This is a genomic window from Streptomyces sp. SID13726, from assembly GCF_010548375.1.
GTDB lineage: Bacteria > Actinomycetota > Actinomycetes > Streptomycetales > Streptomycetaceae > Streptomyces.
In genome coordinates this window covers 1-512 of sequence record NZ_JAAGLY010000271.1, presented here as the reverse complement: position 1 = coordinate 512, position 512 = coordinate 1, and the positions used below count along the sequence as shown (strand labels likewise).

The 512-nt window shown below is 74.2% G+C and carries 1 pseudogene; it reads left to right on the top strand.

Going from position 1 to position 512, the window contains the following annotated elements:
• Positions 1-210: pseudogene (locus G3I78_RS52585) on the top strand (5'-nucleotidase); the annotation flags it as partial.
• Between the last annotated feature and the right edge of the window lie 302 nt (positions 211-512).

Here is a 512-nt window from a genome sequence, read left to right as displayed (position 1 = left end):
GACCCGCTCGTCGAGGTCATCGTCATGTCGCGCAACTCGCCGGAGACGGGCCTGCGGGTCATGCGCTCGATCCGGCACCACGACCTCGACATCACGCGCGCCGTCTTCCGCCAGGGCCGCAGCCCGCACGAGTTCATCCGCCCGCTGCACGTCGACCTGTTCCTCTCGGCCGACGAGCGCTCCGTGCGCGACGCGGTCGACCTCGGCCTGGGTGCTCTCGACCGCGCCGGACGTCGGGTCGGGCATGCCGGCGCCGTCGACGACGTCGAGCTGGACCAGGACCTCGGCGCGGGGCAGGGGCGCGGGGCGCAGGACGCCGTCGTAGCCGTGCTCGGCGAGGAAGGTCGTGACGAAGGGGTCGCGTCGCGAGCCGTCGGCGAGCAGCTCGACCGTCGGGAGCAGCTCGGCAAGCTCGCGGACCGTCTCGGTGGAGGCGGCGCGCGGGTCGCCGACCGCGACGACCTGCTGGCCCCGCTGACTTCCCTGGCCGGAGGACGGGCCGTTCCGACCAC